The following is a 25,822-nucleotide window of genomic DNA, read 5'->3' as shown; positions in this document are numbered from 1 at the left end:
GCTGGCGCCAAAAACAGGTTTTATTACGCAGCCCGCTTAGGGATATGCCCGTAAGAAAGCAGGGAGACCAGTGATGCCCAACCTACCATCAGCCGGAGCCCTGCCTGATCTTCTTTCTGAAGGTGGTACCCTGCTGCGTGATGGCTTGGTGTGGGCCATTTTCTGCCGTCCGGGTAAGGAGCCGGTGGAACTGGGGCGGGATGTTGTAACGCAACGCCTAACAACTGGTAGCTTCCCCCCAGAACTCATGAAAGAGGATGGGTGGGCTTGGTTCCATTTTGATATTGTCCATACTCTTTCTCGCGCGCAGATTGAAAGTATACCTTCGTTACCAGAAGAGGTACGTCAGGTTCTGACCAATCTGGAGCGCAGCACGCGGCTGGAAAGTGAGGGCGATATTGTTTTTGGTGCCCTGCCAGCGTTTGATGACACATCCACTGATGATGAAAGAAATGTTAGCACGTGGCGGTTTGCTCTGGAACCAGACCTGCTGCTCACCACGCGCAGGCACCCTATTCCTGCATTGGGTGTGGTGTATCACGAGTTACAGCGTGGGCTTGTTCCCCGTTCTCCTGCCAAGGTGGTAGATCGGGCGTTGCTGGAATTTGCAGATACATTGCGGCGTGATTTTGCACGGTTGGATGATCAGTTGGATCGTGCAGAAGATGTGCTGCTGATGCTGGATCGAGATACAGATCTGGGCCGCATGAGTGGCCTGCTGGGTGTTGCCCGGCGTCGCTCTACAGAATTGCGACGTGTTCTGGCACCGGTAGATCGTATTTTTCGTGATGAGGAACTGGAACTGCCTGAATGGGCTGAGGATGATTTGCGAGATCGTTCCCAACGGCAGGTTCATGCAGCGCTGGATGACCTTTTGGCCTTGCAGGACAGGGCGCGCTCTTTGCAGGATGAACTTACATCTAATCAGGCGGAAGAAACCAACCGTCGGCTGTATATCGTTTCTGTTGGCACAACATTGATGCTGCCAGCCACGTTTGTAACCGGGTTTTTCGGCATGAACACTGGTGGTATGTTTTTGTCCGGCGGTGCGTGGGATACGGTTATTGCCGGTATTCTGTGCTTTGGTATCATGCTTGGCACATGGTTTGTGCTGAAGCTGACAAAACTGCTTTAAGCTTTTATCCGTGCCGTGGGGCTAACAGAATAACGCCAGCACCCAGTAAGCAGATTAACGCGCCGGTCATTTCCCATTTATCCGGTGTCCGGCCTTCTACACAGCGCATCCATATAAGTGATGCCGTAATATAAACACCACCATAAGCAGCATAGGCCCGGCTTGCGCTTTCTTCATCTATACGTGTGAGCAGAAAGGCAAATATGCAGAGGCTGATCAGTCCGGGGACAGTCAGCCAACCTGAGCGGCCTTCCTTTATCCAGAGCCAGACGGCAAAGCAGCCTGCAATTTCGGCAAAACCGGCAAGAAGATAGATACCGAAAGAACGCAGCAGAAAAACAAGTGCATTCATGATTCAGGAATGGTCTTTCTGGGTGCTTTGTTCAGACTCTGCACGGTATGCGTCCATGACAGATTTTACCGAGCCATCCATCCGTATCTGCCCATGTTCCATCCAGATAAGCCGGGTGCACCATTTTTCCAGCACACCCAGCGCATGTGAAGTAATGACCAGAATATCCGTAGAATCCACTACAGAGGCCAAGCGCTTTTCTGCACGTTCCTGAAAGTGGAAATCTCCAGCCATAAACCATTCATCCATCAGCAGGATTTGTGGGGTAATGGAAGTTGCAAGGCCAAAACCCAGCCGAATGGTCATGCCAGTGGAATAAAGCCTTACGGGTAAATCTAAAAAGTCATCTAGCTGAGCAAAAGCTTCTACGTCTTTTTCAAGTTGGCTGATCTGTGCGGAATGAAAGCCTTTCTGGTGGCCAAACAGGCTGATGTTTTCCCGCCCCGTCAACTGTGGATTCATGCCAGAAAACAGATCCAGCAACGGGGCCACTTTGCCATGAATATGCACGTTTGGCGCTTCCGGCATGTAGATGCCCGCCATAACACGCAGCAGAGTGGATTTACCTGCACCGTTATGCCCAATAAGCCCCACGCGTTCTCCAGCCTTGATACTGAGAGAAACATCTCTGAGTGCTTCTACGTAAACTGTGCCTGTTTCACCTTGCCCAAGGGTAACAGCGCCTCCAGTTTGAAGCCCGCGCGCACTGGCCAGCAGAGACTTACCGCGCTTAAGGAGCATTTTTTTAAGTGAACGCGCCCCTCCATGGAAAATGGGAAAGCTAAGCGAAAGATCTTTAATGCTGATGGAGGCTGATTCAGTGGTGGTTTTTGCTCTCGCAAGCGTAGAAGAATCTGTCATATCCAGAACGCCAGTCTGCTACGGGAGCGGGAGAAGGTGAATAAGGCCAGAATCCATAAAGTGAGGCTGAAACCTCCGGCAATCATCCATAATGTGAGTTCCGGAGCCTGCCCCAAAAACGGGCGGCGGACAATTTCTAGCAGTGCATAAAATGGATTGAAATACAGCCAGAATGTTGTGTTTCCGAGCTGTTTGGGCTCCCAAATAACAGGGGTAATGTAAAACATAATCTGGAGAATACTGCCTACAATAGGCGGAATATCTCTAAAACGGGCACAAGCACTGCCCAATAACAGGCAGAGTGCTACGTTGTTGGCTAACCATACTGCAATGGCCGGTATGGCCAAAAGCATGGTAAGGCCCGGCCATACGCCCAACACCAAAAATACCACAATAGGCACAATGATGTTGTAACCAAACATAATCCCACACCGAACCATGGTGCGGAACGCCTGCACGGAATACGGCATGTTAACCGAACGCAGGGTTTCTGCCGCCCGCGTAAAGGTAGAACAGCTTTCTTGAATAAGAGAGGAAAGTCCCGCCTGCCATAGAATAAGCGAAATTGCCAGGTATGGGAGGTAATCGTGCAGAACCAGATGGAAGAGCTGAGAATAGATCAGCCCCATGGAGCCAACCATGACACCGGTAGTAAGTGTAAGCCAGAAGGGGCCAATGCGTGATCCGTTGAATTGCAGCCGGATATCTAGCCAGCCCAACGAAAGGGCCAGTCGCCACAGGCGTAGCCCGCCCGCAATGTCATTGCAGGCAGAAACAAGGCGGGAGCGCGAAGGTTGGCTAGGGTGTGTAGGTAACCCAGATCCAGAAAACTGCGCGGAAGAACCAGATGTGGCCGTCATGCTTTATGGCCTATCCGATCAATTCGGTCTCTGCAACAGGCAGTATAATGGGCAAAGAACAACAACAGCGATTTCTTGCATGAGAAACCTCCGAGGTATAAATACCAGCATGAGTTTTATGCCAGATCGTCAGGAAAGCTTCCCGACAAGCCGGTGCCTTGCCTTCCATGAATGGGATGACCAGACAGCATGACATCCAAACAGGTCAGCCAGCATAAGCGGTGTTCTGTGGCATGGCGAGGCAAAAGATTGGCCCGCGCTACTAAAGGTTCAGTTATTCTGGGGCTTTTGGCGTTACTTTCTGCCTGTGCAAATCAGCCCAGTGGGGATGATATTACCATGCCTGTGGCGGAAGAAGCCGCACGGTATCGGGCGCATGCGCGTTCCTATTACGCACCACCTGGCACAGCGCAAGATCCTTGGGGGCCGTATATTCAGGAAGCATCAAAGCGGTTTGATGTGCCGGATGCATGGATACGCGCGGTTATTCAGCAAGAATCGGGCGGCAGGCTTTTTCATAATGGGCAGCTTGTCACATCCGGGCCGGGGGCTATGGGGCTGATGCAGCTCATGCCTCCCACATATGATGAAATGCGCCAAGCCTATAGCTTGGGTGATGATGCGTTTGACCCGCATGATAATATTATGGCGGGCACGGGTTATATTCGCCAGTTGTATGATGTGTATGGTTCTCCGGGTTTTTTGGCGGCTTACAATGCAGGCCCCGGAAGGCTGGAAGATTTTCTGACGCGCAACCGTACGCTCCCGCGTGAAACCCGGAATTATGTAGCCTCTATCGGGCGCAGGATTGTCGGGATTTCTCCGACCAATCGCTCTCAGGCAGATTTGTTGGTTGCCAGCCATGATAGCATGGCCCAGTCCTACCAGCCTATTCAATCTGTAGGGGAAGTGAACTCCGTTAAATCTGCTTGGGCGCAGCGGAGCGGCAATAGTGGTGCACAACCGGTGCAACTGGCTGAAGTGGTGGGGAATGATGGAGATGCCGCAACCACATCCTATACACCAGAATGGCAACCTGTTGCCCGTAAAGGCCGCATTAGCGGGCTGACAGAAAGCCCGGCAGATGTGCGTGCAGCTTGGGCGCAGCGGCTAGGATCTTCCGAAACAGCGGCCTCAACTGCGCCAGTGCAGGTGGCAGATGCGTCTGATCCTATTCCTAACCCGCCAGAACAACCTACAGCACCTTCCCGCCTTGTGTTGGGGAGCACGTCTCAACGGCGCATACAGATGTTTTCTGCTGCACACGCAGAACCTGCGCCATTACTGACGCATCGTACACGTGGCGATGAGTCCAAAACATGGGCTATTCAGGTAGGTGCGTTTGGCACGCAATCCATGGCGCAAAGTGCAACCGGGCAAGCGCGCAACCGGGCAGCCCTTTCTGGCGCACGTGCGCAAATAGCGAGTGTTCAGGCCAAAACGGGCAAATTGTATCGAGCTAGGCTGACCAATCTTTCGCACGAAGAAGCATTGGATGCTTGCCGCAAGCTAAGTGGCTGCGTGGTGATTTCCCCCGGTTCGCGTTCCTGATTTTTGTGCCTATTAAGTGATATAGGCACAAAAATATATCCATTTTTCTTATGGTAGAGCCGGGGCCACAGGTTGGTTTTGCCGTGTCGGGCCATTTGTATTGCCGTTTGTGGTAATAGCCGCTTGAGCTGCCTGTGCCTGTGCCTGTGCCTGTGCCTGTGCCTGTGCTGGCTGGGGTGCACCGGGCGCACCTAATGGTGCATTATCTCGCCCAGAATAGCGACCGATAATTTGTTTAACGGCTGCGGCAGCTTCTTGCGCAGCAGCAACGGCAACATCCCCCCAATAATTATCTAGGGAGTGTGCATCAATATCATGGAGCTGTGTTGCCGCACCGGCTTCCTTGCCTTCCTTGTCCACAACGCTCCAGACAATTTCGATATGCTGTTGCGGATGCCCCAGCGTGCCTACCGGGCCGGGCGTCAGTTTAACGGTGGAATGAACCGTGAAATCAGCATTTTCTTTTGAGTTCTGGATTGTATCTTCACTGTCTCGGAAAGAGGCTGTGAAGGCACGGGCCAAAGACACATCGCCGTCACCCGGTGCGCCGGTTACACCTGTAAAATAAACCCGTGCAGCACGATGCTTGAGACTGTGTGGGTCTTTTTCCATATCATCTGCCTGAATACCCGTTAGCACAGATGAAATACGTGGTGCAGCATCCTGCGCAACCAGTGTGAAGAAAGGTGCATCTCCGGCAGACCACTGGGCCGCGGGTACAGCTTGCCCTTCCTGCGTAGCGCGAATTTGGTTTTTAGGCGTCATGATTGTGTAAATTGGCACAACCTGATCGCCTCGCAGTTCTGCTCGCATTTTCAGCCACCAGTCTCCAGGCCTTGTGGGTTGGGCAATGGCTGGAATGGTTTGCTGTAGAAGTTCCGATGCAACATCTTTGGCCCATATCTGGGCAGAGGCATCAGACAGCAAAGAATCTGTAGGCGTGGGAATATCTAACCGGGATGGCGGCGCATTGGCTGCAAGTTTTGACCCAGCTTTGCCGGGGTTGGAAAACGGATGCGGCACATCCAAACACCCTGCCAAGAGCAGTAGAGAGGAAAGCGGCAAGGCAGCATGGCGTAAAAGGCGGTTCATCCGTTCTGAAGTCCCGTAGCAATCGCTGAAATCTGGTGTCCAATCTGTCCACCACCAGCCAGAGTGCGGCGGCGATGGCTAAAAAAGCGTTTTTCGTCAGAGAGTGTATCAACGCCTAATGCGGCAGCATTACGCACTCCGGCTTGTTGCAGCCGAAAAACGCACCAACCCGCCAGATCAAACTGATAATGGCCAGCGCGTGTGCCCGGAGCAAAAAAGCGAGCCGCCTGTTTATCTGCCGTAGTGATGGCCGTATGCATATCTTCGGCTGTTTCGTAGCTTTCCTGAGCAATGCAGGGCCCAACAACAGCGCTAATACTTTCCATGTTAGCGCCAAGGGCCTTCATGGCTTCCAGTGTAGATTCCAAAATCCCAGCCAAAGCGCCGCGCCAGCCTGCATGGGCGGCGCCAACAATGGTGCCTTCTGCATTGGCAAACAAAACGGGTGCGCAATCTGCGGTAATAACGCCAATGGCAATATCTGGCTGATTGGTTACAAGCGCATCAGCCGGCGCGCCTGTGCCGGGTGGCCAAGGGGCTGTGGCGGTTATCACAGCGCGGCCATGCACTTGTGTGACACCTAGCAAATGGCTTGCCTGCACACCCAGATGCGTTGCAACCCGTCTGCGATTTTCAGCCAGATTCTGTGGGGTGTCGCCAGATTTTGTAGAGCAGTTGAGGCTGGCGTAAGGGCCGGTGGAAACACCGCCTTCCCGCGTGAAAAATCCGTGGCGTGTATGCCCAAGTAAAGGGCTGGTGAGAGGTGAGAGCGTTGTAGTCATACGTCCGCTCCTTTCATGAAGCCGGGAGGTGAGGGCAAGCTGGGAGAGGCAAGAGCCATAACACGGAACAAATGCCCCATTTTCTCTGGGGCGGCCAGCCGATGTGCGGCACTGCGCAGGATGGCGGCATCTTCTGCTGTTGCGCGCGTGGCCAGTTGTTCGGTGCGCTCCATAAGGCCTAATGCACGCAAAAATGCACCTTGCGTTTCTGCACCATAAACACAGGCCCCAGCCTGTTGGGCCGTAGCGCCAAAGGCTGTGAAATCAACATGCGCTGTCAGATCAGCTTCTCCGGCAGCTTCCAACGGATGTGTTGGGCGTGCATGGCGTAATGCCTGAAGAGAATCTCCCGTTAGGGTGGAATGGTGGCCGTAATCAATAAACAGCGTCACACCCGATTGAGTTGCGAAACGTTGCCCTAGATGGCGTGCAATCTCCAGCGCGGGTTCGCAAAGTTCTACAATGGTGTTTGCTTCCAGTTTTCTGTCGTCTGGCAATGTTGGTGCGGCACATGGAACAAGATGAAATGTCTGATCCATTACGTAGCGTTCGCGCCAGCCAGAAGGCGTTTGCATAAACTGGCGAATGGGCAGGGCATCCAGAAATTCATTTCCCAGCAGGATAAGCGGGCCAGAGGGAAGGTCTTCTATCCGGTTATGCCATGTGGGCACCATGTAAGGTGCAAGGGCTTGCTTTTGCGCCTGCCGCATAAGGGGAGAGATTTCTATCAGATGCACATCAAGCGCACGCGCAAAATCTGGTGCACAGCGTGTAATTAGCCGTAGCGCGTCTGCCATAAGTGTGCCACGCCCCGGCCCGGCTTCTGCAAGGATAACGTGTGCAGGGCAACCCATACTCTGCCAGACCGTAGCGGCCCAAGCCCCTAGAAGTTCGCCAAAAACCTGAGAGATTTCGGGCGCGGTAATAAAGTCTGAAAGCAAAGGCGTGGTAGCATAATAGCGGGCATTGGCACGCGCCATAAATACATCCAGCCTTTCAGCTTGTGGAGGCAAAGAGGAAGGCATGCGCGTAATTATGGCTTGGCTTCTGCTTCTGGGGGAATGCCTTCGTAAACCGGGTGGCGGTTGGCATACACCATAAGCGCAATGCCTGCTGCCAGCATAGGGCAGCACAGCAGTTGCCCCATGGTAATGCCGCCAGGCAGAAACCCAAGGAATGAATCCGGTTCCCGGAAAAACTCGCAAAAACTGCGTGCGCAGGCATAACCAGCCAAAAATAGACCTGCAAGAAAACCGGGGCGTTCACGGATAGAGAGCTTGCGAGATGCTGCAAACATAACCAGAAAAAGCAGCAGCCCTTCTGTCAGTGCCTCATAAAGTTGTGAGGGATGCCGCGGGATTGGCCCGCCATCGGGAAAGATCATGGCCCACGGCAAAGAGGCTGGAGCTTCTCGTCCCCATAATTCCCCATTGATAAAGTTGGCTATGCGGCCCAGCCCTAAGCCAATAGGCACGGCAATGGTAACGCGGTCTGCAAAGGCCAGAAAGTTCAACTTATGGCGCCATGTAAACAGCATCATGGCGATAATGACGCCAAGCGCGCCGCCATGGAAGGACATACCCCCATGCCATACTTCCAGCATGGCCAGAGGGTGCGTGATGTAATAGCCGGGTTGGTAAAACAGCACGTATCCCAGCCGCCCACCCATTAGAATACCAAGGGTTACCCAAGCCAGAAAGTCATCCGCCAGTTCTGGCGTGCCAGCACGCGGAGGAAGATTAACCAAGCGCCGTAGCAGCGTAATACCCAGCACAATGCCGATGATATAGGAGAGCGCATACCACCGTATGGCAAATGGCCCGACATGCACCAGCACCGGGTTAAACTGAGGAAACATCAGAACAGGAAGCATGATGGGTGATCCGGTATGGCTGGGTCAGAGATAGGGATTATCCGTGGCAAGATAATCTTGCACGTAGCGTTTAACGCCCTCTTCCAGCGATGTGAACTGGCCAGTGTAACCAGCGGCCCGCAGGCGGGAAAGATCTGCTTGTGTGTAGGATTGATACTGCCCACGCAAGCTTTGGGGCATATCAATAAATTCTATCTGGCGCTCGCAGCCAATGGCATCGCACACGGCATGAGCCAGATCCAGATACGTGCGTGCTGTGCCGGTGCCGCAGTTAAACAGGTCTGATACCTCCGGGTTATCATACAGCCAGAGCATAACGTTTACGACATCACCCACCCATATGAAGTCACGGGCCTGCATGCCATCTGCAATGTCTGGCCTATCAGACCGGAACAAACGGGCGGGTTGGCCAGATTTAACCTCATCATACTTCACTTTCACCACAGAGATCATTTTGCCTTTGTGGTATTCGTTCGGCCCGTAAACGTTAAAGAACTTTAGTCCGGCCCATTGTGGCGGGCGCGGTGTGTGCTGATCCAGCGTGGTGGTAACGTGTTGATCAAACACGTGTTTGGACCAGCCGTACAAATTGAGTGGCCGCAGTTGTGAGAGATGCCCCGGATCATCATTAAAAAGTTCGGGTTTATCCGCCGCGCCATATGTGGCGGCGGAAGACGCATAAATAAATCTTGCGCGGTTGCGTGTGCACCAATCCCATAGTGTTTGCGAGAGTTCCACATTGGTGCGCCATACCAGATCACCATCTGTTGCGGTGGTCTCACTAATAGCGCCCATATGGAAGATGGTGTCTATTTTGGGGGTGGTCGCCAGAAAATCTTCCAGGTTTTCTGGGGCAATCAGGCGTGTTGGTGCATGTTGGGACACATTGCGCCATTTGCCTTCCTGCCCAAGCCAATCAACAATTATGGTTTCCAGCCCTCTGGCGGCCAATGCTGCCTGTAGGCATGAGCCGATAAAACCGGCTCCCCCTGTAATTACTATCATGGTGCGGGAGTATAATGGGCGGCTTCGCACACTCCAAGCTGTCAAATGCCTGATGTGCTCAGAGGTGGTGTTTCATCCCGTAGTCAGAGCGCAATATATTGCCTACTATTTACGCGTAATTGCAATTTATCAGGAAAGAGGCCCGTAGCATGAGCGAAGAAATTACAGTTGTTGCTTTTTTAAAGGTAAAGCCGGGCACAGAGGAAAAAGTAGCGCGGGCTATGGCGGCGTGCATCAAGCCATCTCGTGCAGAAAGCACCAACAGCCAGTACGTGCCGAACCGTGATCTGGATGATCCGCAGACATTTGTTTTTGTAGAACGCTGGGCAAGCCGTAAGGCATTGCAGGATCATATGGAAACACCGCATTTTAAAACACTTGCAGCAGAAATTAGCCCGCTGTTGGAAAAGCCAATTCAGCTTCATATTTTGCAGCCTTTGCCCGGTGCCTGAACGCATACGCTGAAATCTGCATAAAAAAACGGCCCCACTTGTATGGGGCCGTTTTTGTTTTGGGTTACCGAGTAAAATAAGGCTGCTATCGCAGCACAAACTGCTGGAAAACAACCACCAGTCCGATACAGAAGGTTAAAAACAGGCTGTGCTTAAAGGTGCGCGCCAGCACAGTGCCTTCCTGACCTTTCAAGGATGTTACAGATACGCCGGTAGTGATGTTCTGGGGGGAGATCATTTTGCCCATGACACCGCCGGACGAGTTTGCAGAAGCAAACAGCACCGGGTCTAGCGAAAGCTGATGCGCTGCGGCCACCTGCAAGTTGCCGAAAAGCGCATTGCCAGAGGTATCACTTCCTGTCAGGAACACGGCAATCCAGCCTAGGAAAACAGAAACCAGCGGAAAGACCATACCAGCGGAGGAAACCGCATACCCTAAAGTATAGGTCATGCCGGAATAGTTCATCAAAAACGCCAGCCCAATTGTGAGTGCAACAGTTACGACAGCCAGCCAACCCTGCTTGAGTGTGGTGCGGGCAGCCGCGCCAAATTGTTGCAACGTTGTGCGGGTGAACAGGGCTGTTAGAATGGTAGCAACCAAAATGGCCGTGCCTGTGCCCAATGGTTCAAACTTCCACACAGCGGCATAAGGCGTTTTGTAAAGAGAGATAAACACCGCATTATCCAGCCCAGGCCAATGAATGGGCAGCGTGCTAATTTTAGCAATATGCAGGGCATCCCACGCAATCACCACAGCAATAACCGTGATCCAAGGAATCCATCCTTGCCAGCGGGGAACAGCAGGAGCCGCGCCAGCTTGCTGACTGTTCAAGCCGCTGAGATCAATAGCGTATTGTGGGTCTGATGCTGGTTTCCAAAAACGCAGGAAGCCAATGGTAGCAACAAGCGCTACGCTGGAAGAAAGCACGTTGCTGAGGCTGTAAAGTCCGGCACCAGAGATAACCAGTAGTGTCAGGGCAAAGCTGCCACCGGCTACCAGCAGCACAGGCCATGTCTGCCGGACGGAACGCCACCCGCCGTAAAGCGCCATAACGTAAAAGGGAATAAGCAGTGCAAAGGGGGTAAGCTGCCGCCCAATGGTGCCCCCCAGCACATCTGCTGGTAAGCCTGTAATAGAGCCCAGAACGGTAACAGGAATACCCAAGCCACCAAAGGCTACCGGTGCGGAGTTAAAGATCAGCACATAAGTAAGGGCATCCAGTGCCGAAAAACCCAGCATGATCAGTAAGGCGCTGGTAATGGCTACAGGTGTGCCAAATCCAGCCACGCCTTCCAATGCAGCACTAAAGCAGAAGCCCAGTACCACCAGCATGATGCGCCTATCATTGGGAACGTGTTGGATAATCCAGTCTCGGAAGGCATCAAACCGCCCATTTTGCACGGCCACATTGAACAGAAAGAGTGCAGAAAGTGCGATCCACATAACTGGCAGAAGAGAAAATACAACGCCGTTGCTGATGCTGGCGACTGCCAGTTTGGCTGGTAGCCCCCAGATGGTGGTGGCAACAAGCAACCCGACAATTAAGCCGCCCAGAGTGGCCTGCCATGCCGGACGGCGTAGAATACCCATAACAAAGAGTGTCACGATAATAGGTGAGGCCGCGAGCAGAAATGACAGCACAAGGCTGTGCCCCGCCGGAACAAGTGGCTGTATGAACATGGCAGTTCCTGAATAGGCGTTATTCCCCTTCTTATGTGGGGGATAAAGCAATCTTAAGCGGGCGGTTGCGGCGTGATGCAAGAAAAAATGTCGTTATAACAATATGTTGTGATGAGGGAACTTTTAGATAACTTTTAGATAAGGCCGCTTAACAGCCATCTTCCATGAAAATGACATATTGGTAATAGATGTGGGGGTGTCCCGTAATCCGTGCTTTTTGTCGCAAGTTTATGGGACAAGCCTTATGGCAGAAGTTCATACGGAAGGGGACAGCGGGTGTCTTTTCGGGTTCAGCAACGGCAAATAGTATATGCTGCGCTCATGCTGGGGTTGGCGGGGTGCGCGACACCTGCCGTCAGACCCGGGGGATATGCCTCCTCTCAGGCGTATTATCAGGCCGCATATGAAAGATCAGAAGCCAACCCAGCTGCCTATAGGCCTGTAGGTTCGGCAGAAAATCCTTGGGGGCCATACATAAAAGAAGCATCGCAGCGTTTTTCCATACCGGAAAGCTGGATACGTGCTGTGATGCAGCAGGAATCGGGCGGGCATCAGTATCTGGATGGTCAGCTTACAACGTCATCTGCTGGCGCAATGGGGTTAATGCAGCTTATGCCCGCTACTTATGCGGATATGCAAAGCCAGTTCAATCTGGGGGGAGATCCGTATAACCCGCATGATAATATCATGGCGGGCGCAGGCTATATCCGCCAGATGTATGATCATTATGGTGCGCCAGGATTTTTGGCAGCCTACAATGCAGGCCCGCAGCGCGTGGATGATTACTTAACATCCGGGCGGCCTTTGCCGGATGAAACGGTGAATTATGTTGCATCCATTACGCCACATTTAGGCACAACAACGGCACCAACAGGCAGTTTTGCTCCGTCCTCTGCTCCTGTCATGGTAGCCAGCGTAGGTTCATCTGTGGCAGCTGCTCCTGTGGCAGAATATGCACGAGCGGATCTTTCGCGCACAGCCGATGGCTGCTTGCGTGATCCTAATGCAGCGTATGATCCCTCAACCCCTTGTTTGATGGATAGAGATACGCCGCATCCTGATCCGCAACCGGTTGAAGAGGCAGCTCCTGTAGAAGTTGCACAGGCCCAACCGGTTAGCATTTCGGATCAGGCGGTAATAGCTACCCCGCTTGCGGTAGCGCCTCGTAGTACACCAGTGCAAACTGCGGCTTACAATTTACCTTCAGCACAAAGGCATTATGCTTCTTCCACCCCTGCGCATGTTCTCACACTGCCTTCATCACCTTTGCATGGAAGATCATCCGGCGCGGTACAGGTTGGGGCTTTTGCATCCTATGCCGAGGCCCAGCGCATGCTAGACTCGGTACGCCGTCTGTTAACAGCGCATGCTTTATCTGTGCGCCCTACTGTTACACAGGCTTCCGTGGCGGGGCGGTCTTATTATCGGGCGCAGTTTATTACGGCCCAAAATACTGGCCCGGCAGATGTTTGTCAGGTGCTACGGGCGCGTGCTTTGCCGTGTATTGAGGTGCGTGGAGGGTAAGGAAGGAAAGTCTTTTCCCTTTTGATCCAATTACCTGTAAAGCCACTGCGTCTTCCAGAAAAACAAAGTGGAACAATAAATGGAAAACGCAGCAATGCCTGATAAGGGAACAGAAAGTACTTTTCCCATAAAGGTTGTGGTTGTTGGTGTTCTGGCTGCAACAGCTGGTTTAATGTCCGGTTTGGATATTGGTGTTATTTCCGGAGCGTTAGATTTTCTGGCGCAGGATTTTCATGCCTCTACCCTGGCGCAGGAATGGATTGTCAGCGCCATGATGGCAGGCGCTGCCGTAGGGGCTGTATGTGCTGGGTGGATTACCCGACATACCGGGCGCAAATGGTCTCTGGTTTTTGGGGGCGGCGTTTTTATTGCCGGCTCCTTACTCTGTGCTCTGGCGTGGTCTGTGCCTGTGCTTATAGTCGGGCGTTTGCTTATGGGGCTGGCCATCGGCGTGGCTGCTTTTGCTGCGCCTCTTTATCTTTCGGAGGTATCAGACCAATCCAGCCGTGGCGCCATGATTTCCACCTATCAGCTTATGATTACGATAGGTATTTTTCTGGCGTTTTTAAGCGATACGTTTTTCAGTTACCACGGACAATGGCGGTGGATGTTTGGCGTTATTGCCATCCCCGGTGTTGTTTACGTTATTGGTGTTTTGTTTCTGCCTTATAGCCCGCGTTGGCTGATGATGCGTGGCCGTAAGGACGAAGCGCTGGAAGTGCTAACCAGCCTGCGCGCAACACCGCAGGAAGCACGAGCGGAAATAAAAGCCATTCATAACCAGTTACAGGCACAGCAAAATGGCTGGAGCTTATTGCGAGCAAACAGCAATTTTCGCCGTTCGGTTGGTTTGGGTATGTTGCTGCAAATTATGCAGCAGTTCGCGGGTATTAATGTGGTGATGTATTACGCCCCGCGTATTTTTCAGCTTGCAGGTTTTGTCGGCACTGCACAGATGTGGTGTACCGCCATGATCGGGCTGGTGAATGTGATGGCAACATTCCTGGCTATTAGTTTGGTTGATAAGTGGGGGCGCAGGCCAGTTCTGTATTGTGGCTTTGCCATTATGGTGCTGAGCATGGCGTGCTTATCTCTTCTGCTGCATGGCAGTATGGTGGATCAGGCATCCCGCATGGCATGTGTGTTTATGATTATGGTTTTTATTGTAGCGCATGCCATGTCCGCCGGGCCGATTGTGTGGGTGCTGTGTTCGGAAATTCAGCCGATGCAGGGTAGGGATCTGGGCATTATGCTGTCCACGCTTACAAACTGGATTGCCAACATGATTGTTGGTGCTTCTTTTCTAAGTGTGCTGGCATTGCTGGGTGGTTCTGCCACCTTTGGAATGATTGCCATATTGAATGCCTGCTTTTTAGGGCTGACATATTTGTTTGTGCCAGAAACCAAAGGCATCAGCTTGGAACAAATTGAGCAGAATCTGATGTCTGGCAAAAAACTGCGGAATATCGGGGTTTCTTGAACCAAAGCATAGGAATGGACGCAGACAAAATGCGTCCATTCTAAAAGGGCAAGAACGCAAATTCATATGCAAAATCTTGCACAGAAAGAAATTTAAATTTTCTTGGAAAAATTTGGCGCACCCGAAAGGACTCGAACCTCTAACCCCCAGATTCGTAGTCTGGTGCTCTATCCAGTTGAGCTACGGGTGCGCCGTGAGCGGGTATTTAGCCGAGGGCGGTGAGGTCGGCAACCCCTAAAATGTAAAAAAGTGAAATTTTTTTGTCAGTCATTCCCAAGAAAGTTTTTCCAGCTTCGGTCTGCCGGGCGGTGGAGCGTAACATGCGCCCGACATTCTGGCGTTCCGTATGTGCCTTCAAACGTCTCGCCAGCCGGATGGGCTTCAAACACCATGGGGAGCGGCTGGTTTTTGGCATCTTTTAGAATAAGTTGGGCATGATAGTGCTGTTTGTTCTTATCAGGCGTGCCTCGCAGGATAAGCGTGCCCATTTCTGGCACAAAAATCATGCGTTTAGGTTCAATCTGCATAAGTGATGTGCCGTTAACGGGGCAGTTTTCGCCTTGATCCTGCACCAGTGTGCCAATCCATTCCCCATACGGGTCATCTGCGGCAGAGGCAGGTTGTTTGGCTGCTTGTGCCGATGTGCAAAAAAAGCCAATGCCAGCCAAAGCCAGTGCGCCATATTTCATCCAACAGGAAAAACGTGTGTGCTTCATGCAAAAACTCCTGATTTCGTTGGCAATCTGTACCTTGTGTATGGCACACGCAAGGCAGGTATCAGGCAGGATAGGTGCGCACCTTTCTGGTTTTTAGGGTGACGCCATGACAGCATGGCTTTATATCCGCCTGTAAGAGAGCCCGTGTAGCCCTATATGTGGTTACACATCCTTAGGAAAAGCCAGTTCTGGCACTGAAATCAGAAAGACCTGCAGTTCATGTCTGTTGATGCCACCCCGCCTGTTTCGCCTTCCAAGCTGGATGAATCCTTGCACCATGACCGTATTCTGATTCTGGATTTCGGAAGTCAGGTTACGCAGCTTATTGCCCGCCGCGTGCGCGAAAGTGGTGTGTATTGTGAAATCTGGCCGTTTACGGCGGATGCCGAACGGATTCGTCAGTTTTCACCCCGTGGTATTATTCTTTCTGGTGGTCCTGCCAGTGTGAACAATCCGGATGCTCCGCGCGTGCCAGATGTGGTGTTTGAAATGGCCGTGCCTGTACTGGGTATTTGCTATGGCCAGCAGGCTATGTGCAAACAGCTTGGCGGACAGGTTGAAAGCGGAGACCACCGTGAATTCGGTCGTGCCTTTGTTGATATTGTAGAAGATTGTGCGCTGTTCCGTAGTGCATGGGCACGCGGTGGGCGTGAGCAGGTGTGGATGAGCCACGGTGACCGTGTTGTGGAACTTCCCCCCGGTTTCCGCACAGTTGCTGTAAGCGAAGGTGCACCGTTTGCAGTTATCGCAGATGAAGGACGCCGCTTATATGGTGTGCAGTTCCACCCGGAAGTGGTGCACACACCGCATGGCGCAGCATTGCTTAAGAACTTCACCCATAACGTAGCGGGCTGTTCCGGTACGTGGACGATGGCAGGTTTCCGTGAAATGGAAATTGCCCGGATTCGTGAGCAAGTGGGTGATGGCAAGGTTATCTGTGGTCTTTCTGGCGGCGTGGATTCTTCCGTGGCTGCAGTACTGATCCATGAAGCCATTGGCGATCAGTTGACTTGTATTTTTGTTGATCACGGCATGCTGCGTGCTGGGGAAGCGGATGATGTTATCAAGACATTCCGCGGCCAGTTTAACATTCAGCTTGTGCACCGTGATGCCTCAGACATCTTCCTGAAAGCGCTGGAGGGTGTCACAGATCCAGAAATCAAGCGGAAAACCATCGGCCGCCTGTTTGTGGAAGTGTTTGAAGAAGAAGCAACCAAGCTGGGTGGTGCGCAGTTCCTTGCTCAGGGCACGCTTTATCCGGATGTGATTGAAAGCGTCAGCTTTACGGGTGGCCCTTCTGTTACCATTAAGTCGCACCATAACGTGGGTGGCTTGCCAGATCGTATGAACATGAAGCTGGTTGAACCGCTGCGTGAACTGTTCAAGGATGAAGTGCGCGATCTGGGGCGTGAACTGGATATTCCTGAAATTATTGTTGGGCGTCATCCGTTTCCGGGGCCGGGTCTGGCTATTCGTATTCCAGGCAATATCACGCGGGAAAAACTGGATCTGCTGCGTAAGGTCGATTCCGTGTTTCTAGAAGAAATTCGTGCTGCCGGGTTGTATGATGCCATTTGGCAGGCTTTTGCTGTGTTGTTGCCTGTGCGTACTGTTGGTGTGATGGGCGATGGTCGCACGTATGATCAAGCTTGCGCCCTGCGTGCCGTAACCAGCACAGATGGCATGACAGCAGATGTTTATCCGTTTGACATGGGCTTCCTCACCCGTGTTGCTGGACGCATTGTAAACGAAGTGCGCGGGATCAACCGCGTTACGTATGATATCACATCCAAGCCGCCGGGCACGATTGAGTGGGAATGATCCCGCGTCTGGCATAGGGTGGCATCACCCGGCATGAAAGTGCCTTAAAGCCCGCAGGAATGCGGGCTTTTTTGTTTTTTGATCCGGCATTGTCTGGCACCGAACGGTATCGCCAAGCAGTTATTTTTTATGGCATAGTGCGTGGCACTGACTGAGTCTGATGCCATGATTTTTGTTGATACCATGTCAGGCATTCTATGGGTGTCATGGTATCTATATTTAACAACCATATGAATAATAAGGATTTTATCCGGTTATTTTGATGGCTTTTAGTCATGGTATCGTCGTTTGGAGTGCCATGAACCGATGCTGACTGATACCAAACTGCGCAATCTCAAGCCGACGGATAAGCTTTACAAGGTGAATTACCGCGACGGGCTGTACGTCGCGGTGACGCCTGCGGGCAGCATCTCGTTCCGATATAACTATGCGATCCACGGCAGGCAGGAGACTCTGACCTTTGGGCGGTATGGCGTTGGGGGCATCACTCTGGCCGAAGCCCGTGAGCAATTAGGGGAGGCTAAAAAGCTGATCGCAGCAGGTAAGTCACCCGCCAAGGAAAAGGCTCGCGACAAGGCGCGGATCAAGGGCGTGGAGACGTTCGGCGCGTGGGCCGAGAAGTGGCTGCGCGGATATCAGATGGCGGACTCCACCCGTGACATGCGCAAATCCGTTTACGAGCGGGAGCTCAAGCCCAAATTCGCCAGCCAGAAGCTTGTCGAAATCACTCACGAGGACCTACGGGCACTAACCGATGCCATCGTCGAACGTGGTGCTCCGGCGACTGCGGTGCATGCCCGAGAGGTGATGTTTCAAGTCTACCGGTGGGCTATCGAACGGGGGCAAAAGGTCGAAAATCCGGCTGAACTGGTTCGCCCGACCAGCATAGCAAAATTTGAGCCAAGGGATCGTGCTCTGACGCCTGAAGAGATCGGCCTGATGTATCAGTACATCGAGCGCATCGGCACTACCCCGTCGATCCGGGCCGCAGCCAAGCTGCTTTTGCTGACGATGGTCCGAAAGAGCGAGCTGACCAACGCAACGTGGAGCGAGGTCAGTTTTAGTCAGGCGCTTTGGACGATCCCCAAAGAGCGGATGAAGCGGCGCAACCCCCATTTGGTGTTTCTGTCGCGACAGGCGCTCGATATTTTCATTGCTCTGAAGACGTTTTCCGGGGGCTCAGATTATATATTGCCGTCCCGCTACGACACCGATCAGCCGATGAGTAGTGCCACGCTCAATCAGGTACTCACGCTGACCTACAGGCTCGCTCAGAAAGAAGGAAAGCCGCTCGCAAAATTTGGTCCTCATGATTTGCGCAGGACGGCAAGCACTCTGCTGCATGAGGCCGGCTACAATACCGATTGGATCGAAAAGTGCCTTGCTCATGAACAGAAAGGGGTAAGAGCCGTTTACAACAAGGCTGAATATCGTGAGCAGCGCACCGCTATGCTGCAAGACTGGGCTGATATGATTGATGAATGGACGATCAAGCCACGTTAACGATCGCTTTCTTGACGTTTTTTTAGGGCGCGTCGTTTGATGGCTGCTGAAACGGCTTGACGGGAAATGCCGAGTTGCCGAGCTATTTCAGCCTGCGTCATTGTGCCTTTTGAGAGAAAATCATCAAGCATGCTTGTGGGAGATCGCAAGGCTTTAACTTGTCTATAAGCTTCTCTCCGCACGTAAGCATGCTCTTCAATATCCCAGCCAGAGAGGGTCGAATTATTGAAATCATGAGACCAAATTTGTTCCATCAGGGCACGGTATTCCCAAATAAATCTCCGATCACGTTGATAGGCTCTTCTTGAAGAATCACTTCTGCTGGGATGGTGTTTCTCACAATATAACTTACTAGGTTTAGGGCTAGCAGTGGGAGAGCCTGCCAAGCGAGTTGTCCACGCAAGGTCACCATGACGTGCATGCTCCCGTAACTTCATTTTTGGTTCGATGTATTCGTGGAAACTCTCTACGGAACAATCTGCACGCATCTCGACTAGATCGCCATAACGAGCGATCATTTGGCTCGCTTTATGAGGGCCATATTTTCCTGACAAGGCCTCTGAATAATGTTCAGCCAGTTTCTTTGCTCTCTCCAGCCCTAACGAAATCATTTTTTCTGTTAGAGAAACAAGCTTGGCATTTTCGTTCTTCAGTTTTTTTACTACAACTGGATTGAAGCGTATTGCTGAATATTCAGTGAGATTTCCACAAAGCTCACAAAAACACCATGTCAAATTGTCTGAAAGCTTGGCCTCAATGCGACCGGTGGCTTCCCGTTTGGTAACTACGCGCTCGAGGATCGGATCGAAAGCAAGAAGGGTTTCGTGATCTTTGGCCATGGTCAATTTATGTCCGCAGTGTCAACTAAATTCAATCTTTTTCCCAGCCGCAGCAGGCAGCGGCAGGTAACCTCAAGCACATTGTCATCGGGGTGTAGAGGGAAGAGAAATGGGAAACACGGGTAGGGTTCTTATTGACCGCAAAAAGCTTCACGCAATGATACCGCTAGCCGAAAGAACCATCTTCAATATGGAGCGACGTGGCGAGTTTCCACGCCGTATCGCGCTGACCAGTAGAAACGTGGCGTGGGATCTCGAAGAGGTCATAGAGTGGATTGAGACGCGCAAGGCACAGGGTGCTCAGGCGCAGCGTCCTGGTATGCGCTTCTGAATTTCAAAGCTTATTTGTAACGCCTGTGTCTCCAATTTTCTGGGAACAGCACGCCGTCGGCAAGGCATCAAAATGTGCCCCGGCAGAACGCTGCTATCGGGAGGGTTATTTCGTTGCGGACATTCTGGCCGCTGCACCAAAGGGTGACGCGGTTAGCATGGAGCATCCACTGTTTGCGTTAAAAGCGGGTGATAGGCGTGTGAGAACCTATGAGCGTAATGGTCTCGTGGTGACCGTGAAGCCCGGGTCAGATGGTTGTGCTACCATACATGACAAGGACCTATGGATTTATTGCATCAGTCAGTTGGTGGAGGCCAAGAACCGTGGGCGCCCCATAACACCTACAGTGCGTTTTACGGCCTATGATTTTCTCCGTAGTACAAACCGCTCAACAGGGGGTGTAGGTTACCGTCGTATAGTCGGTATGCTGGCAAGGCTGAGAGGGACTGGCATCGAGACTAACATTGAGACGAACGGACTGCGTGAGCGACGTGGCTTTGGACTAATCGATTCATGGCGGATTGTAGAAAAATCTTCAACAGATGATCGTGTGACAGCCATCGAGGTGGATTTGCCACACTGGCTATTCCGTTCTGTTGCGACCATGCGGGTTCTGACCCTGTCACGGGATTATTTCAAACTCCGCAAGCCGCTTGAGCGGCGCATATATGAACTTGCCCGTAAACATTGTGGTCTTCAGCCAAAATGGCGCGTGTCTGTGACGGTCCTGTACGCGAAAAGCGGCAGTACCGCGACGTTGAGAGAGTTTCGACGGCAGATAAAGGAACTGTCTGTTATCAATCTGCTACCTGATTATCAGATATCGCTCGATACAGAGCGTGACCACGTAACTTTCTTCGCCAATAGAGAAGATCGCTAAAAAGCAGCTGCCCGCAATCTGTCGCTGAACGGGGCGCTCATTTCATCAGCAGCAGCGCGATATTGAAGGCCTGATCCTCCCAAAATGCCCTGTTGATAAGTGGTGACAGCTTTGTGGAATGACACGTACCTTCACCCACGTTTCCCTGTGGATTAGCATGTACCTTTACACACGCCCCGACACGTACTTTCACCCACACGAATGGTATATAACATATTGGAATTGATATGTTTTTCTAACCCGTAACACGCGCGCGCGTTTTAACTTAAATATATTCTTTTAACGTCTGAGGGGCTCTTCCAGCTGGGGATATGTCTACAGCAACGTTCCGCAGTATAGGATGTAGTCGAGAGCTGAGGGTGTTTAAACACTTTGATCGTAGCGTTTAAACGGCACGCAATTCATTGTTTCTCTGGATCGTCTGCGGGAGACCGCCAGTAGGCAATACGATCAGGATCAGGGCTCGGATTGAGGTTTAGCGGCCTTGGGCTGAAGACGTGACGTTTCGGAGATGCCTTTGGGCTCTGTTTCTCGAAGGCGGTGGAAGGAGCAGAGGGCAGCTCTTTTTGGGATATCTGTGAGGAGAGCCCCAAAATAAATTTCCTGACGTGTCGAGTGAACTGACTGTAGCTCATCTGAAGAGCATCGTGATGTTTTTGGAAGATATCTGAACTGTTGTAACCTTGCTCCAACTCTTCTGCGATGACGGATTTCAGGGCAAGAAACATCACGCGAGCCATCCCCTTCTTATTTGGCGGCATTGTAACCACTTCCAAGGCATAGCCTTCCTATTAGCGTGCGAATATAATCCAATATGTGCAATTATAGGCGAATATATGCGAAAATCTTCCTGATCGTGAGACCGGGGGTGCATTCGCATATAATTGCATATTGTCGCGTGATGTTTGAAAGCAAAATAGGTTGCCCGGTACCGGGCAACGCACTTATTCGCCTTTGGCTCAACGTTGGATAGAGGCAAGTCATGACAGCAGCGGCGGCCAAATCTATGCCAAGACGGCGCAAGGATAAGGGGCCACGATCCGTGGGTGCCCCGCTGAAGGTTCGTGTTTTTGGCTTAGAAAGGGCGGCAATCAAGGAGACCGCCCGGAAGGTGCGGCTTCCTGTTTCTGCCCTGCTTCGGAAGCTGGCTCTTGGATATGAACCGCCAAGCAAGATCGACCTTGAAACCCTCTACGCGGTTGGGCGGTTGCGGGGTGACTTAGGGCGGCTGGGTGGTCTCTTGAAATTGTGGCTTGTGGACGCGCCCTGTCAGGGTGTTTCAGAGAGCGACGTGAGGGCCGCGCTCGATACGATTTTGGCTAAGCAAGGCGAGCTTTCGAGCCTGATTGTAACTATGGAGAAAGCTATCTGTGACTGATGGCTCGTTTTGGTGTGGAGTTTATGAGGTAAGAGATAGAGTGTCCAGAAAACGGTAGTTTTCTAGACATGCTAAAAAATCGTAAGCTGGGCTATCGCAACTATAATCATTCCGTTAATATTCCCGTAAATTTTTCAATGTCGCGGTTGTGTCAATGAATCAGCGGATCGGTTACGCGCGGGTTTCTACGGAGGATCAGCATTTAGACCTGCAGCGTGATGCGCTTCAGCAGGCTGGTTGCCATGTCATCTATGAGGAGGCGGCGAGTGGCAAGAGTGCTGCGCGCCTAGAGTTGGAGCAATGCCGGAAGGCTCTGCGCAGTGGCGATACGCTGGTGGTGTGGCGGTTGGATCGCCTTGGGCGTAGCTTGCCTGACCTTGTACAGATCGTGGCCGAGCTGGAACGTTTGGGAATTGGTTTTGAGAGCTTAAGCGAGAAAATCGAAACGAACAGCGCTGCGGGCAAGTTGGTCTTCCATGTCTTCGCGGCCCTTGCGGAGTTTGAGCGCAGTCTGATCCGTGAGCGCACCCACGTCGGGCTTGCCGCAGCACGTGCCAGAGGCCGTTTAGGCGGCCGTAAACCGAAGTTGGGGGAAATGCAGGTGCGCGAGATCAAGGCGCTTCTGCGCGATCCGGACATTCAGGTTGCTGACGTGGCAAGACGTTACGGCGTGTCGCGCACCACGCTTTACAAGCATGTAGGTGTGATTGCTCCTCGTGGTCGGGGCGATTGATCTTGTATTCGGCCTATCACGCTAAGTATTATGCCCACGAGCTGACGCGGCGACACGCTGCAGGGGGCGTAGATCGTCTCTCCCAATCGTTGTTTGATGCCAGCGTCGACCTCAATCCGCATCAGATCGAGGCGGCGCTGTTCGCCCTACGGAACCCTTTGCAGGAAGGAGTGCTGCTGGCTGACGAGGTGGGGCTTGGCAAAACCATCGAGGCCTCTCTGGTCGTCTGCCAGTACTGGGCTGAGCGCCGCCGTCGACTGTTGGTTATTTGCCCAGCCAGCCTGCGCAAGCAATGGGCGCAGGAACTGCACGACAAGTTCGCGGTACCTACTATCGTGGTGGATGCCGTTTCGCTGCGCACGCAATGTGCTGGCGACATGCTGTCGACCATGCAACGGCTTGTCGGTCAGGCGGTCTTGATCATGTCCTACCAGTTTGCAGCCAAGCTGGAAGCTGAGCTGCGTGCCGTGCCTTGGGATGTGGTGGTGATCGACGAAGCGCACAAACTGCGTAATGCGCACCGCGCCAGCAACCGTACCGGGCAGGCACTCAAGCGCGCACTGCAAGGCCGCAAGAAGTTACTGCTTACTGCCACACCGTTGCAGAACTCCCTGATGGAGCTGTACGGACTGTCCACGTTGATCGACGAGCACCTGTTCGGCGACGAAACTGCCTTCCGTAAGCAGTTCATGAGCAGCGGGACAGGTTTGGACGAACTTCGCGAGCGACTTGGCAGCTTTGCTAAACGCACACTGCGCCACGATGTGCTGGAGTACATCAGTTACACCGAACGTAGAGCGTTCACCCAGCCTTTTAACCCCACCGATGCCGAACAAGCACTCTACGAGCGCATCTCGGCCTTTCTGCAAAAGGAAGACTCCTACGTTCTGCCAAAACAACAGCGCCATCTCACGGGCCTAATATTGCGCAAGTTGCTGGCGTCCAGTTCGCACGCCGTTGCTGCCACGTTGGCCACTATCCGCGAACGCCTGCAGGGTTTGCTCACAGTCGAAAAAGCGGAAGACGATGGTAGCCAGCTGGTAGAAACACTGATTGCCGAGGACGACCTGAAGCAGGACTACCTAGAAGAGGAAGCCAGCGAGGCTAACGAAGCCCCTGAAACATTTACGACCAAGCCAGGCAAAGACGACAAGCCTGGCGCTGCAAAAGATGCCCATGCCACCTGTGCTGCCATCACCGCCGAGATCGAGGAGTTGACCGCGTTCGTCGATGCCGCACAGGCGTTGCAAACCGACACCAAGGCGCAGGCTTTACTCAAGGCGCTCAACCTAGGTTTCGGCAAGATGGCCGAGCTACGTGCGCCACGCAAGGCCATTATCTTCACAGAGTCCAAGCGTACGCAGGAGTACCTGTACCGTTTCCTCTCAGCTAATGGCTACGCGAGCAAGCTGGTGCTGTTCAGCGGCACCAACAACCACGATGACTCCATTGCCATCTATCAGCGCTGGATGGAGGATTACAAAGGCACGGATCGCGTTACCAGCTCGCCGCAGGTGGATCGTCGCACTGCGCTGATCGACCACTTCCGCAAAGACGACGGCACCGGAGCGGAAATCATGATTGCCACTGAGGCGGCTGCCGAAGGTATCAACCTGCAGTTCTGTGCGCTGATCATCAACTACGACTTGCCGTGGAACCCGCAGCGCGTCGAGCAGCGCATTGGCCGATGTCATCGCTACGGTCAGCGTTTCGACGTGGTGGTTATCAACTTCCTCAACACCCGCAACCAGGCTGACCAGCGCGTGCTGGAACTGCTCACCGAGAAATTCAACCTATTCTCCGGCGTGTTTGGTGTGAGCGATGAAGTGCTGGGCCGCATTGAAGGCGGCCTCGATTTCGAGAAACGCATCCTCCAGATCTACGACACTTGTCGCCAGCCCGAGCAGATCGAAGCCGCCTTCAATGCCCTGCAATCGGAGCTGGAAGAGTCAATAGCCGACCGTATCAAAGACACCCAGTCCCAACTGCTGGAGAACTTCGACGAAGGCGTTCACGACCGCCTCAAACTGCGTCTTCAAGACGCCGAAGCGCGGCTCGACAAGCTGGGGCGCTGGTTCTGGGGTGTCACCTGCTTTGCATTGGACGGCCGCGCGCGCTTCGACGAGCAGTCCTACGCCTTCTCTCTGAGCGCACCGCCAACTGGCATCGCTCCTCCCGTACCGATGGGCCGCTACCAGCTCATTCGTGGCGCGGCGCAGCCGGACATGCTGGCGCACGCCTACCGCCTCAGCCACCCGCTGGGGGAATGGAGTATCGAGGCCGGCCTGAACGCAGCCACGCCCGTTGCCACCTTGAAGCTCGACTACGGCAAACACGGTGCGCGCGTTTCCGTCGTCGAGAAACTACGCGGCAAATCCGGTTGGCTCACGCTGGCCCGGCTGGAAGTCAGCGCCTTCGAGACTACCGAGGCATTGCTGTTCTCCGGCCTCACCGACGATGGTCAGGTGCTGGATCAGGAAACCTGCGAAAAGCTGATGGCCATTCCAGCAGCAGGCAAGCCCACTCCTTTTAACAACCCTGTGCCCGATGCCCTGCTGGCCAACAGCCAGCGCGCGGTTGCCGCCACCATTGCCCAGGTACTGGAAGCCAACCAGCGCCTATTCAATGAAGAGCGCGACAAGCTGGAACGCTGGGCCGACGACAAGCTGCTGGCCGCAGAGGAAGCCCTGAAGAACACCAAGGCGCGCATCGCCCAGTTGAAGCGCGACGCCCGCAAGGCCGCCACCTTGCAGGAGCAGGAGGGTATCCAGCGCGAACTGTCGGAGCTGGAACGCAAGCAGCGCCGCCTGCGGCAGGAAATCTTCGCCGTCGAGGACGAGATCATCGCCAAGCGCGACGAGCTGATTGCCTCGCTCCAGCAGCGCCTGCAGGAAAAGACAAACAACGAGACCCTGTTCAGCGTGCGCTGGCAGGTGCTCTGACCCGATTCAAGTATCCCAAGACCAGGGCAAG

Annotated in this window: 24 protein-coding genes and 1 tRNA gene; 12 read left to right on the top strand and 13 right to left on the bottom strand. The window is 53.1% G+C overall.

What is annotated here, in order from left to right; translation table 11 throughout:
- Positions 1-73 precede the first annotated feature (73 nt).
- Positions 74-1,135, top strand: a complete 1,062-nt coding sequence (locus tag FKW19_RS02660) for a transporter (RefSeq protein WP_035353675.1) — start codon at positions 74-76, stop codon at positions 1,133-1,135.
- 4 nt (positions 1,136-1,139) lie between these two features.
- On the opposite strand, the gene FKW19_RS02655 is transcribed toward FKW19_RS02660, so the two are convergent.
- The 3 genes from FKW19_RS02655 to FKW19_RS02645 are packed head-to-tail and all read right to left on the bottom strand — an operon-like array spanning position 1,140 to position 3,208.
- Positions 1,140-1,490 carry a YnfA family protein gene (locus tag FKW19_RS02655; RefSeq protein WP_081461423.1) on the bottom strand — a complete coding sequence of 117 codons (351 nt, stop codon included), beginning with the start codon at positions 1,488-1,490 and terminating at the stop codon, positions 1,140-1,142.
- The gene (locus FKW19_RS02650; RefSeq protein WP_089179567.1) at positions 1,491-2,348 is read right to left on the bottom strand and encodes an ABC transporter ATP-binding protein; all 858 of its coding nucleotides are present in this window, start codon (positions 2,346-2,348) and stop codon (positions 1,491-1,493) included.
- Positions 2,345-3,208 (bottom strand): ABC transporter permease, encoded by an 864-nt coding sequence (locus tag FKW19_RS02645; RefSeq protein ID WP_006115842.1) that lies wholly within the window; start codon positions 3,206-3,208, stop codon positions 2,345-2,347. The genes FKW19_RS02650 and FKW19_RS02645 overlap by 4 nt, the downstream gene beginning before the upstream one ends.
- A gap of 189 nt (positions 3,209-3,397) precedes the next feature.
- On the opposite strand from FKW19_RS02645, the gene FKW19_RS02640 reads away from it, so the two are divergent.
- Complete coding sequence (locus tag FKW19_RS02640) at positions 3,398-4,759, top strand: transglycosylase SLT domain-containing protein (protein ID WP_089179566.1); 1,362 nt, start codon at positions 3,398-3,400, stop codon at positions 4,757-4,759.
- A gap of 48 nt (positions 4,760-4,807) precedes the next feature.
- Here the strand turns inward: FKW19_RS02640 and FKW19_RS02635 are convergent, their stop codons facing one another.
- The 5 genes from FKW19_RS02635 to rfaD are packed head-to-tail and all read right to left on the bottom strand — an operon-like array spanning position 4,808 to position 9,511.
- A complete protein-coding gene (locus FKW19_RS02635) occupies positions 4,808-5,851 on the bottom strand; it encodes a hypothetical protein (protein WP_150150524.1) in 1,044 nt (347 codons plus the stop codon).
- Positions 5,848-6,633: a peptidoglycan editing factor PgeF gene (gene pgeF, locus FKW19_RS02630; protein WP_063354607.1), complete on the bottom strand. Its 786-nt coding sequence runs from the start codon at positions 6,631-6,633 to the stop codon at positions 5,848-5,850. Before pgeF ends, FKW19_RS02635 begins: the two co-directional genes overlap by 4 nt.
- On the bottom strand, positions 6,630-7,658 hold the full coding sequence (locus FKW19_RS02625; RefSeq protein ID WP_089179564.1) for a class I SAM-dependent methyltransferase: 1,029 nt from the start codon (positions 7,656-7,658) through the stop codon (positions 6,630-6,632). The genes pgeF and FKW19_RS02625 overlap by 4 nt, the downstream gene beginning before the upstream one ends.
- An 8-nt stretch (positions 7,659-7,666) precedes the next feature.
- Complete coding sequence (gene lgt / locus FKW19_RS02620; RefSeq protein ID WP_063354605.1) at positions 7,667-8,506, bottom strand: prolipoprotein diacylglyceryl transferase; 840 nt, start codon at positions 8,504-8,506, stop codon at positions 7,667-7,669.
- A 24-nt stretch (positions 8,507-8,530) separates the two neighbouring features.
- Positions 8,531-9,511 carry an ADP-glyceromanno-heptose 6-epimerase gene (gene rfaD / locus FKW19_RS02615; RefSeq protein WP_089179563.1) on the bottom strand — a complete coding sequence of 327 codons (981 nt, stop codon included), beginning with the start codon at positions 9,509-9,511 and terminating at the stop codon, positions 8,531-8,533.
- A gap of 149 nt (positions 9,512-9,660) precedes the next feature.
- Here rfaD and FKW19_RS02610 point away from each other — a divergent pair, with 149 nt between their 5' ends.
- Entirely contained in the window at positions 9,661-9,963 is a 303-nt protein-coding gene (locus FKW19_RS02610; RefSeq protein WP_089179562.1) for a putative quinol monooxygenase, read from the top strand.
- Positions 9,964-10,048: 85 nt separating this feature from the next.
- Here FKW19_RS02610 and FKW19_RS02605 read toward each other — a convergent pair whose 3' ends face one another.
- Positions 10,049-11,644 carry an L-lactate permease gene (locus FKW19_RS02605; protein WP_116100216.1) on the bottom strand — a complete coding sequence of 532 codons (1,596 nt, stop codon included), beginning with the start codon at positions 11,642-11,644 and terminating at the stop codon, positions 10,049-10,051.
- A gap of 276 nt (positions 11,645-11,920) precedes the next feature.
- Between FKW19_RS02605 and FKW19_RS02600 the strand changes: the two genes are divergently transcribed.
- Both FKW19_RS02600 and FKW19_RS02595 read left to right on the top strand, forming a co-directional pair.
- Complete coding sequence (locus FKW19_RS02600; RefSeq protein WP_089179561.1) at positions 11,921-13,168, top strand: lytic transglycosylase domain-containing protein; 1,248 nt, start codon at positions 11,921-11,923, stop codon at positions 13,166-13,168.
- Positions 13,169-13,247: 79 nt separating this feature from the next.
- Positions 13,248-14,648 carry a sugar porter family MFS transporter gene (locus tag FKW19_RS02595; RefSeq protein ID WP_006115850.1) on the top strand — a complete coding sequence of 467 codons (1,401 nt, stop codon included), beginning with the start codon at positions 13,248-13,250 and terminating at the stop codon, positions 14,646-14,648.
- 113 nt (positions 14,649-14,761) lie between these two features.
- On the opposite strand, the gene FKW19_RS02590 is transcribed toward FKW19_RS02595, so the two are convergent.
- Positions 14,762-14,838, bottom strand: a tRNA-Arg gene (locus FKW19_RS02590).
- 73 nt (positions 14,839-14,911) lie between these two features.
- Entirely contained in the window at positions 14,912-15,364 is a 453-nt protein-coding gene (locus FKW19_RS02585) for a hypothetical protein (protein ID WP_006115865.1), read from the bottom strand.
- A gap of 219 nt (positions 15,365-15,583) precedes the next feature.
- Here FKW19_RS02585 and guaA point away from each other — a divergent pair, with 219 nt between their 5' ends.
- Positions 15,584-17,185, top strand: coding sequence for a glutamine-hydrolyzing GMP synthase (guaA, locus tag FKW19_RS02580; protein ID WP_089179560.1), 1,602 nt, complete (start codon positions 15,584-15,586; stop codon positions 17,183-17,185).
- A gap of 306 nt (positions 17,186-17,491) precedes the next feature.
- The gene (locus FKW19_RS02575) at positions 17,492-18,688 is read left to right on the top strand and encodes a site-specific integrase (protein WP_089179559.1); all 1,197 of its coding nucleotides are present in this window, start codon (positions 17,492-17,494) and stop codon (positions 18,686-18,688) included.
- Here FKW19_RS02575 and FKW19_RS02570 read toward each other — a convergent pair.
- Positions 18,685-19,527: a helix-turn-helix domain-containing protein gene (locus tag FKW19_RS02570; protein WP_116100217.1), complete on the bottom strand. Its 843-nt coding sequence runs from the start codon at positions 19,525-19,527 to the stop codon at positions 18,685-18,687. The two genes, FKW19_RS02575 and FKW19_RS02570, sit on opposite strands and share 4 nt — an antisense overlap.
- A gap of 109 nt (positions 19,528-19,636) precedes the next feature.
- Here FKW19_RS02570 and FKW19_RS02565 point away from each other — a divergent pair, with 109 nt between their 5' ends.
- Positions 19,637-19,858 (top strand): AlpA family transcriptional regulator, encoded by a 222-nt coding sequence (locus FKW19_RS02565; protein ID WP_089179558.1) that lies wholly within the window; start codon positions 19,637-19,639, stop codon positions 19,856-19,858.
- The gene (locus FKW19_RS02560) at positions 19,824-20,738 is read left to right on the top strand and encodes a replication initiator protein A (RefSeq protein WP_338076418.1); all 915 of its coding nucleotides are present in this window, start codon (positions 19,824-19,826) and stop codon (positions 20,736-20,738) included. Before FKW19_RS02565 ends, FKW19_RS02560 begins: the two co-directional genes overlap by 35 nt.
- A gap of 401 nt (positions 20,739-21,139) precedes the next feature.
- Here FKW19_RS02560 and FKW19_RS02555 read toward each other — a convergent pair whose 3' ends face one another.
- Complete coding sequence (locus FKW19_RS02555) at positions 21,140-21,508, bottom strand: TraK family protein (protein ID WP_238331258.1); 369 nt, start codon at positions 21,506-21,508, stop codon at positions 21,140-21,142.
- Between the two features lie 212 nt (positions 21,509-21,720).
- Here FKW19_RS02555 and FKW19_RS02550 point away from each other — a divergent pair, with 212 nt between their 5' ends.
- The 3 genes from FKW19_RS02550 (at position 21,721) to FKW19_RS02540 (ending at position 25,791) form a co-directional block, all read left to right on the top strand.
- Positions 21,721-22,116, top strand: coding sequence for a plasmid mobilization protein (locus tag FKW19_RS02550; protein ID WP_202878126.1), 396 nt, complete (start codon positions 21,721-21,723; stop codon positions 22,114-22,116).
- A 154-nt stretch (positions 22,117-22,270) separates the two neighbouring features.
- Positions 22,271-22,849 (top strand): recombinase family protein, encoded by a 579-nt coding sequence (locus FKW19_RS02545; protein ID WP_089179556.1) that lies wholly within the window; start codon positions 22,271-22,273, stop codon positions 22,847-22,849.
- Positions 22,850-22,851: 2 nt separating this feature from the next.
- Positions 22,852-25,791 (top strand): SNF2-related protein, encoded by a 2,940-nt coding sequence (locus FKW19_RS02540; protein ID WP_089179962.1) that lies wholly within the window; start codon positions 22,852-22,854, stop codon positions 25,789-25,791.
- Positions 25,792-25,822: the final 31 nt, after the last annotated feature.

The organism is Acetobacter sp. DmW_125128, assembly GCF_008704325.1.
GTDB classification, from domain to species: Bacteria; Pseudomonadota; Alphaproteobacteria; order Acetobacterales; family Acetobacteraceae; genus Acetobacter; species Acetobacter oryzifermentans.
This window is presented reverse-complemented; position numbering and strand designations above follow the sequence as displayed.